Origin of the sequence: Syntrophomonas sp., assembly GCF_028707975.1 — a bacterium.
Lineage (GTDB): Bacteria > Bacillota > Syntrophomonadia > Syntrophomonadales > Syntrophomonadaceae > Syntrophomonas.
Map to the genome: position 1 here is coordinate 12,316 of NZ_JAQVZX010000030.1, position 9,697 is coordinate 22,012.

At 45.0% G+C, this 9,697-nt stretch carries 6 protein-coding genes; 4 read left to right on the forward strand and 2 right to left on the reverse strand.

Annotated elements, in window-relative coordinates:
• Positions 1-406 precede the first annotated feature (406 nt).
• Both PHP87_RS05915 and PHP87_RS05920 read left to right on the forward strand, forming a co-directional pair.
• Positions 407-2,374, forward strand: coding sequence for a methyl-accepting chemotaxis protein (locus PHP87_RS05915; protein WP_276621216.1), 1,968 nt, complete (start codon positions 407-409; stop codon positions 2,372-2,374).
• Positions 2,375-2,702: 328 nt separating this feature from the next.
• Entirely contained in the window at positions 2,703-4,682 is a 1,980-nt protein-coding gene (locus PHP87_RS05920; RefSeq protein WP_276624231.1) for a methyl-accepting chemotaxis protein, read from the forward strand.
• Between the two features lie 98 nt (positions 4,683-4,780).
• Here the strand turns inward: PHP87_RS05920 and PHP87_RS05925 are convergent, their stop codons facing one another.
• Together PHP87_RS05925 and PHP87_RS05930 are read right to left on the reverse strand one after the other, a co-directional pair.
• Positions 4,781-4,942 carry a hypothetical protein gene (locus PHP87_RS05925; protein WP_155814225.1) on the reverse strand — a complete coding sequence of 54 codons (162 nt, stop codon included), beginning with the start codon at positions 4,940-4,942 and terminating at the stop codon, positions 4,781-4,783.
• Between the two features lie 240 nt (positions 4,943-5,182).
• A complete protein-coding gene (locus PHP87_RS05930) occupies positions 5,183-6,277 on the reverse strand; it encodes an HD-GYP domain-containing protein (RefSeq protein ID WP_276621212.1) in 1,095 nt (364 codons plus the stop codon).
• A gap of 325 nt (positions 6,278-6,602) precedes the next feature.
• Between PHP87_RS05930 and PHP87_RS05935 the strand changes: the two genes are divergently transcribed.
• Positions 6,603-8,606 carry a hypothetical protein gene (locus tag PHP87_RS05935; RefSeq protein WP_276621211.1) on the forward strand — a complete coding sequence of 668 codons (2,004 nt, stop codon included), beginning with the start codon at positions 6,603-6,605 and terminating at the stop codon, positions 8,604-8,606.
• A gap of 859 nt (positions 8,607-9,465) precedes the next feature.
• Positions 9,466-9,697 (forward strand): aminotransferase class IV (locus PHP87_RS05940; RefSeq protein ID WP_299919542.1); only part of this gene is annotated, 232 nt, incomplete at its 3' end.

Below are 9,697 nucleotides of genomic sequence, written 5' to 3' on the forward strand. Positions count from 1 at the left end.
GCATCTTTAATAGTGAGCGAAGCGAACATCAGTGGTGCCCGCAGGGTGCTAAGCGGCCGCCTATTAACAAAACAGGTGGCGGGTTCTAATCCCCCACCGTCTTGCAGCGCTGTGTTGAAAATGCTCCGCAGTTTCTTTCGATGCTTTAAAGGTTTTATGCAGGATTCAGGCTATTATTCCGCAGGCAATTAGTTATTCCTACCGGTAATGATAGCAAGTAGCAGCATTGTTGGTCAAACGAAACCTTAAGCCGTAACTTTTCTTTTATCTCCATAGCCTGGCAAGAAGAACTTAAGTACCTGACAGCATATGTCTTTTGATATTATATAGTACATTCCATTAAGTAAAAAGGAATACAAGTATATTTATGGAATAACGATAATAATAAGCAAAGGAGGGGTTAAAAATGAAGTTTTACCATAGTTTGCGGTTTAAATTGTTGATAGGGATACTGCTGCTTTGTTTCCTGGCCTCGATTGGCCAAAGCCTGGTTTCTTTTTGGAGCGGGAAAAATGTTCTAACCAGTGAAATAACCAGTAAGTGCCAGCAAATAGCGGAATCAACCAGCCAGGTGATCGATACCTATTTCGCCGGCAAGCTGGAAAAGTTCGATACCCTTAGCAAAACCAGTTTGCTGAAAAATATGCGGGAAGAGGAGATTATAGCGACTTTAGCCGGAATTATGACTTCTGAGTACGACAATATATATGTAATCTGGCCGGATGGCTCCACCGTAACCGACAGAGGAGAAAGACCACAACTGGCCGACCGGGATTACTTTAAACTGGCCATAAAGGGTCAAGCTAATATAGGCACTCCCATTATTTCCAAGACTACCGGCAACATGGTGGCACCGATTGCAGTGCCTATTGTTCGGGAGCAGCAAGTAGTAGGGGTCTTGGGAGCAAGCTTAAAAATCCAAGAATTGATTGACGTGGTCAACCAGGTTAAGGTCGGCGAAACCGGATATGCCTATATGATCGACCGGGAGGGAACTTTTGTAGCCCATCCCCAAAGCGAGTTTATCCTGGAGAGCAACCAGTTCGAGCTAGGGGAAGAACTGGCTGCCATAGGCAAGAAAATGATTGCCGGGGAGTCGGGGATAGTAAATTACAAATATGAAGGAATGGGAAAATATATGGCCTATGCTCCGGTTAAGAGCACCGGATGGGCTTTGGCTGTGACTGTACCCGTCAAAGAAGTAAATCAACCTTTGAACAATATGATGCAAAAAATTATTTTGATTACCGTGGTTACTCTAGCTCTGGCCATCCTGGTAATTTGGTTGATAAGCGGGAACTTTACCCGCCCGGTTCTGGCCATGGTAGGTATTACCGAACGACTATCGCAAAGGGATTTAACCCAAAATATAAAAAGCGATGATTCCTCGGAAATCGGTCTGCTGATGAATTCCCTGGGGGAAATGAAGGATAATCTCCATCAAGTCCTGGGGCAGATGGCCGCCAGTGCGGAAAGACTGGCAGCTGTTGCCGATAGTCTGTTTAACAATGCAGAGCAAAGCGGCAAGGCTTCCGAGCAGGTACATGCCAGTGCCGAGGAAGTAGCGCGGGCCGCGGCAACCCAGGCGGAAGACGCCCAAAAAACCAGTGAGCTAAGCCAGCAAGTAGGAATGGCCATGCAGAATGTAAGCCAGGCCACGGAGGATATGTCGCAGCAATCTCGACATTTTAAAAATATAGTAGCCCAGGCTACCGGCTTAATGTTGCAACAAAAGGAGAAGATGGATCAGACCGTGGAAAGCACGGTTAATGTTTCCGAGGTAATAATGGATTTGAACAACAAAACCCAGGAAATAGGGGAGATTATAAGTGTTATTACCGATATAGCCGGGCAGACCAACCTCCTGGCACTTAATGCGGCCATAGAAGCTGCCCGGGCAGGAGACTCGGGCCGAGGTTTTGCCGTAGTGGCGGAAGAAGTCCGGAAACTGGCGGAGGAGACCGGTAGTGCTACTCTGAATATTGGCGGCATCATAAGCGAAGTGCAGGCAGGGGTGGAACGGGTAGTGACAGAAGTCCAAAAGGTAGAGAAGCAAGTCAGAGAGCAGGGAAGTTCTCTGGGAGAAAGTGTGGGAGCCTTTAGAGAAATAGAAAGCGGAGCCGGGAAGATGGATAATTCTATTCAGGATATATCGGCTACTTTTGAGGAAATTGTAGCCTCGGCTGATGAGATTATACAGGCTATAGAAAATATTTCCGCCGTAACTCAGGAGTCGGCAGCATCGGCGGAAGAAGTAACCGCTATAAGCCAGAACCAGCTGGCGGCGGCCCAGAATATAGTACAGGTTAGCCAGGAACTGGAGACCCTGGCCGCAGAGTTAAAAGAGGTTACTGCTACTTTCATACTCAGATAAGTAGGGAACGTTCCGAATCAGGTATGACAGGGGGACGGAGTTGTTGACACATGCGCCAGCGCATGTGTTAACAACTCCGTCCCCTTTTATCTGTTCTTGATACAAGCGCTGCCCCGTCCCCTTTTATCCCGGGTTTTTTTGGATATATCCCATTAAAAAAGGAATTATTGAGTACACTGTCGAATAAAGCAGTAGTTTTTTAAAGAGAGAAAAGCCAAAAGCCGATGTTTTTTATATAGCTGTTTATATAGAGAAAGACAAAAAGCGGGGGAACGAATAATTTTAAAAAGGGGTGAGAGAAAAGAGTTTTACAGAAAGATAAAAAGGGGTGGGGGAATTGAAATTTACACAAAGTCTGAAATTTAACTTTCTGCTTTGGATCCTGGGGGCTTTTTTTCTGGCCTCTATCGGACAAAGTTTTGTTTCCTACTGGAGCGGAAAGGATATATTGATCCAGCAGATCCAGGAGAACTGTACCCAAATAGCCGATGCTACGGGTGCTGAAATAGATTCCTGGATAGAGGGGAAATTCAGCGAAATGAGCACCCTGGCCAAGCTGGATGAGGTAAAGAAAATGGATGCGGAGCGCTTGCCCGCTCTCCTGAGCGGCTTGATGTCGGCTGACCATGATAATCTCTATGTGGTCTGGCCGGATGGTACGGTGGTAGGCGATATTGGCCATATGGATTTTAAGCTGGATGATCGCAATTATTTCAAACTGGCTATGGAGGGAAAGGCTAATATCGATACCCCGGTGTTATCCAAAGCTACCGGTAACCTGGTGGCCCCTGTTGCCGTTCCCATTTACCGGGGAGACAAGGTAGTGGGGGTTCTGGGTGCCACCATCAAGGCGGAGAAGGTAACAGAGATTACTTCTCAGGTTAAGGTAGGAGAAACCGGCTATGCCTATTTGATAAACCAGGATACTACTTTTGTGGCTCATCCCAAAAAAGACTATATACTGCAAAAGAAGCTATCTGATGAGGCCGAGGGAATAGAGGATATAATCAGCCGGATGACCGCTCTGGAGAGGGGAATAGCGGAATATAAGTTCGATGGCGTGGCCAAGTATATGGCCTATGATCCGGTAGAACTGGCCGGGTGGTCCCTGGCGGTTACGGTTCCGGTTTCCGAGGTCACCCAGCCTCTGGATAACATGCTGCACAAGATGATTATGGTAACGATAGTTACCTTGTTGCTGTTGAGTATTATTGTCTGGTTTGTTACTGGCCGCTTGACCAAACCCATACTGGGGATGGTGGGTATTACCACGCGCTTATCGCAGAGGGATCTGACTCAAGAAATTGAGAGCAAGAATCGCTCGGAGATAGGGCTTTTGATGAACTCGCTGCGGGATATGAATGATAATCTAAACGCGGTGCTCAAGCAGATGGCGGGAAGTTCGGAGCGCCTGGCCAGTGTATCCGATAATCTGATGCAAACCGCCCGGCAAACGGGGCAGGCTTCGGAACAGGTCAGCGCCAGTGCCGAAGAGGTAGCCCGGGCAGCCGCGGCTGAAGCTGAAGACGCCCAGAAGACCAGTGAACTGGTACAGCAGGTAGGGCTGGCCATGCAGAATGTGGGGAGCACTACCGAGGGCATATCCCAACAATCAATTAATTTCAAGAATATAGTTGGGCGGGTTACGGGCTTGATGTTGCGGCAAAAGGATGAAATGGCTCTTACCGTTGACAGCACTGTAAATGTAGCCGGGGTAATTGAGGAACTGAGCAATAAAACCCAGGAAATCGGGGAAATAATCAATGTAATAAACAATATTGCCGGCCAGACCAATTTGTTGGCCCTTAATGCCGCTATTGAGGCGGCCCGAGCCGGTGAAGCCGGGCGTGGTTTTGCCGTAGTAGCGGAGGAAGTACGGAAGCTGGCGGAGGAGACCGGCAGCGCAACTCTGAATATTGCGGCCATTATAAACGAGGTTCAGGCTGGGGTGGAACGGGCAGTAGCTGAAGTTGACAAGGTGGAGAAGCAAGTACGGGAACAGGGAGTATCGTTGGGAGAAAGTGTGGATTCTTTCCAGGAGATTGAGCAGGGAGCAGTAGAGATAGATAACGCAATTCAGGATATATCCGCTACTTTTGAAGAACTCCTGGCTTCAGCCGATGAAATGACTCAGGCCATTGAAAATATCTCGGCCGCTACTGAGGAATCAGCGGCATCCGCTGAAGAAGTCACCGCCGTCAGCCAGAATCAGCTGGTTGCCGTACAAAATATTGTCACTGTCAGCCAGGAATTGGACAAACTGGCTGTCGAACTTAAAAAAGTTACCGATACTTTTAAACTAAAATAAAGGGTATATCGCGGGGACGGTTAGTCCCCGCGTCACCACTCTATCCAATCTCAAAAAAAAGTCCACCGGACGGTGAACTATTTTATTCAAGGAGGTAGTTAATCCATAGGGCCTCCTTCCCAGTATTGCCTGATTTTGCGGAGAGCATATCCCCCAAAAAACAGTCCATTTAAAAAGGCAATGGGAATAGCCATAGCTCCAAACCAGTGAAATTTTTGCCGCATATCTTCTTTTCCATCGCTTGTTCTATATCTAGTCATATCTATCCCTCCTTTAAGGATATTTTGAGCGAAAGAGCTGAGAATTATTTAGGTTATTATTCTCATCTCTTGCTCATCAAGGAAGGAAATACTTTGAACCCCAAAAGATATAGAAGGGTACCGCCAATCAGCAAAATTAATAAAAGACTTATAATTTTCACCAACATATCATCACCTTAAAATAATTTGTGATGAAACAGAAAAATTTATTCAATTAGATTTGCTGTCTGAGCACTTAAGCTAGACGTTCTTTTTGAGTTCCCTTATCTGTCTTTCTGAAAGCACATTCTTGACCAGATAGGAAGGATTTTTGGACAGGTCAAGCTCGTAAGGAGTAAGCAATTTCCAGTTCCGGTCATAGAGCATTCTTACTACGGGTTGGGCTGGACTCTTGCGGTTGATGTCGATTACCATGCAGAGTTCGCCGCTGTTGAGTTCAAGCAGGCTTCCCAGAGGATATATTGCAATATTATTTAGAAAAGCCTTAACACATTGCGGATCAAAAAAAAGGCCTGTCATTCGTTTTAGGATACTTATAGCCTGGGTAACCGAATAGGCTGGACGATAAGGCCGGTCAGCCACCAGGGCATCATAGACATCGGCTACAGCTACTATCCTGGCATATTCGTGTATCTCTTCACCTGACAGTTGACGGGGATATCCCTGCCCATCCCAGCGCTCATGATGTTGAAAGGCGATGTGAGCGGAAAGAAGGGAAAGAACACTGTGCTTCCTGAGAATATCAAACCCAAGCTCTGCATGCCGTTGAATTTCTGCAAATTCTTCCCGGCTCAGGTCGTCGGGTTTATTGAGAATGTTCTTGTTTATCTCTATTTTGCCTATATCATGAAGCAGGGCGCCCACACCCAATTCCTTGAGCTGGCTTCGCTTATAATTCAGACTAATGCCGCTCATTATCGAAAGGACACCTACATTTACCGAATGAGCATAAGTATAATCATCAAATGAACGGATATCCGTTAAACTGACCAGGGTATGGGGATTAGCTATTATTTCGTCAATTATTTCGTCTACGGTTTTTTTCACAGCAAAGAGATTAAGCTGGTGTTTCTTTTCCAACAAAATAACGCTTTCCTTGAGGGTTCTTATGGCTTTTAAACGAGTCTTTTCCGAAATTATATCGCTTACGGCATCTGATTCATCAAAAAGCTCATCTCGTATATAAACTGACATAATTCCTGCCTTTTGCAAGCCATGGATATATTTCTCGTTGAGTTCTACTCCAGCGTGTAAAAGCACCCTTTCTGCACTGTCAAATATGGCCCGTGCTACTATCATTCCCGGATCCAATTCATATATAGAAACCCTGCGCATAAAAACTCACCTGTTTTAATGATTTACCTTGCCAGGAGCATACTGTTGCCTGCAAGGGGAAGTTCGTAAGCTGCATCAAGAAAATGGATTAATAGCCAGATTTATGTCATAATATCATATATGCAGCTAAACCGGGTATTGGATAATTCGATTTTTTTCAAAGACTTCCTGCTCATATCCTAAATATTAAACAATTATTATAGTTTGCCAGAATGAGGTATTTCTGTAAAGCTAAATTTTTATCCACTGCCGGGCCTTTATTCTTATTTGCGATGAAGAGGGTAAAATGATAAATTACTAGTAAAAAGCAAAACAGAGGAGAAACATGAAAAAGAAAAGACAAGCAGCTTTTCCCAGGGCCATATTAAGAAACTTGGCAGATGAAATAAAAAAAATGGCAGGCAGCAATGAAGGACGGCTCTTTATTCTGGAAATGGTCGAAGAAATCCCTTATGATATTCGCGCTCAGGTTATTGAAGGCTTGTCAGCTTTTTATGAAGATGAGATAGTGGAATTCTTTCAGATGTTAAAAGCGGAATACGGTAGTGAAATGGAATCTCTATGTGCTCGAGCTTTAGAAAAGTTCAGCATGGCAGGCCTGGATATTAGTCCACCCATATTTTTCCGAGGCTCCTTTTTAAGAGCTTACGCCACTTGCAGCCGCCATACCGGAAGGCTGAGCCTTGATATTGCCTGGAAAGCTTCCGGAAAAGGGGTTCATGTTGAGTCTTTTTACCTGACCTTTAATGCGGATGGCTTACACAGTTTTTTCCTGGTGGAAAATATGCCCCTGGCCCAGTTTGAGCATGACCGCCAGGTTTTGGGAGAGATGGTGGAATTAAGTTTTGACGAGGCTTCTCTCTTAATTTCGCAGGCCTTTGCTCTAAATCTTCGTCATATGAGTCGACCTTCGGTTGGTAGATTCTTATACCAAAAATACTTGAGTCATAGCATCGCAATTAGTGAAATTCAGGAAAGAGAACTTTTGCATAGAATATCCCCTCGGCTCACACCACGACAACTGGTAAACAGCTTCTTTTATGCTTTGAAATATCAAGATTTAAGCTATATTCTATCCTTGATAAGTACCAGCAATGCCCCTCAAGCTTTACAGCAATTTGATGGTTTTTTAAAGCTGGGGAAAACACTATTGGAAGGGCAGGTTGAGGAGGTTTACGCTTCCGGGAAACATGCCAGGGTAATCGCTTCTTCCCTTGGTCTGAAGGATCATGAACTAGAGCAGTATTCCTATTGTTTTTATTTAGTAAAAGTAGGATCAGGCCACTGGTCTATTGTAGATATTCAAAGCTTGCCGCCTCAGGCAAAAACCAGGACCACCCTTGCCAATCCCCTTGAAGCCAATGTCTTTTGCCGGGTATACGAAATAACAGACATGGACGAGTTTTTCCTGGTCCTGGACAAAATAGACAACATAAGGGAGATGGAAGAGCTTCCTTATGGCATTCATATGCGACTAACCTGTTTTGAAGACAATTTTAACCATGGGGTATCTTTTTTTACCGGGGTAATTGCAGACATGATAATTAATGGTGATGAGTTTGTAGTCATATCCCGCGAACAATCAACTGCAGCGGAAATCCATAAGCTCTTTGTTTCTCTCTCCGGCATTCCGGTTATTTATCGAGGAGAGTATGAAGTCAGCCTGTTAACGGCTTATCGCTATCTGGGTGGTAATTATGTTTACTTTGAAGATGTTTTAGTTGATGAAGAGAGTGAACAGGTATTTGATGACGGTATGCGTTTTATCAGTGCTCGCTACCTGGTCAAGGATTACAAGAAGGTTTGGCAGAGAATGGAAGAATTATCTCTGCTGGAAATTGAGACAACTGTTGATTACCGGGTTTATTACCAGTTGGAAGATCGAAACGGTGCCCCGGCGTTTTTCGCTGAGTATATTTTGGGTCCAAACTGGTTAAGCATTTCTGCATTTGGTGAGCTTGACCTCAACAAAGCCCGGCAAAACTTGGAAAACGAGATTTATGAATACCTGGAGTATGATGGTATGGAATTGAAAACAGAAGGTTTCTTCGATATTTTGACCAGTGAGGTTAGCAAGGAGAATCCCGGCTTGGAAAAGGCCTTGAAAGAGATCTACCTCAATAAGTGGTATAATTCCCATCTGGCTACCTTAAGTGGAATGAGTCCATCTGAAGCCTCTCAGAGCGAAGAGGGCAAAAGATTACTGTGGACCATGTTCAAGAAAATAGGACAACGAGAAAAGAAAGGCCTGGTGCCCGGCCAACAAAAAAGGATTAACCTGAAGGAATATATGCGCAAAGTTGAGCAAGGGAAAGAAGGAAAAATTTAAACAGCATATTGACAGCATCTAATACTTTCAATATACTTTTAAGCATCGGGAGAAACTGCGGAGCAGTTTTTCAACACACCGCTGCAACGAGGCGGGGGATTAGAACCCGCCGCCTGTTTTCTAAATAGGAACCCGACCGCTTAAAGAAGCACCCTGCGGGCACAACTGATGTTCGCTTCGCTCACTATTAAGGATGCGAGGGACACATTTTGCCTCGTTATAGATAATTAAATATCTGCAAATTGGCAATGAAGGGAACGGACATATGAAATCACTTGATGAAAGAGAACCGGGACAGGTGAGAGCCGGTACAAAATTTCATGTGGTGCTCATCCCGGAGTCGCTATCTGAAAGGCCACGAGCTCAGTAGGTGTTGCCGGATAAAGGTGTCCGTTAAAAACCTGGCATTATTAGGATTAATATGCTGCAAGAGGCCACATCCCCCGATGTGGCAAGCAGGGTGGTACCGCGGGAAGCTCCCTCTCGTCCCTGGTGGGGAAGAGAGGGTATTTTTGTATTCTTTTTTAAATCTGACTAACCCCCCCATGGCGCAGGGGCATTGTTTTTATCTTTTGTAATCTTTGACTCTACTGCAAAAACCCCTTTTTGTTGCATAGGGTTGCATAAATATGCAAAGCGAGGGTTGGCGAAGCATGGATGCTTCACCCTTTGGGTACCCCTTGAGCCGCGAGACGAGCCGTTGGTGTTGCCCATGCGTAGCGCCCTGTCGGGCACAACTGATGCTCTCTGCGGTCGCTATTAAGGACGCTGGAGCGGAATATTTATGCAAGCAAATGCAAAATTATTACTTTTTGCAGCGGAATCAATCTTTAAATAAAAATAAATAGGAGTGTTGGTGATGGGATTAAAGATTTACCTCGATGGAAAGTTTGTGGATGAGGAAGAGGCCAGGGTATCAGTTTTTGACCACGGTTTTCTCTATGGTGACGGTGTATTTGAAGGAATCAGGGCCTATCATAACAGTGTATTCCGCTTAAAGGATCATGTTGACCGCCTTTATGATTCAGCCAAAGCCGTGAATATGGAGATTCCGGTGGATAAGGAACAAATGACGGAGATAATCCTGGAAA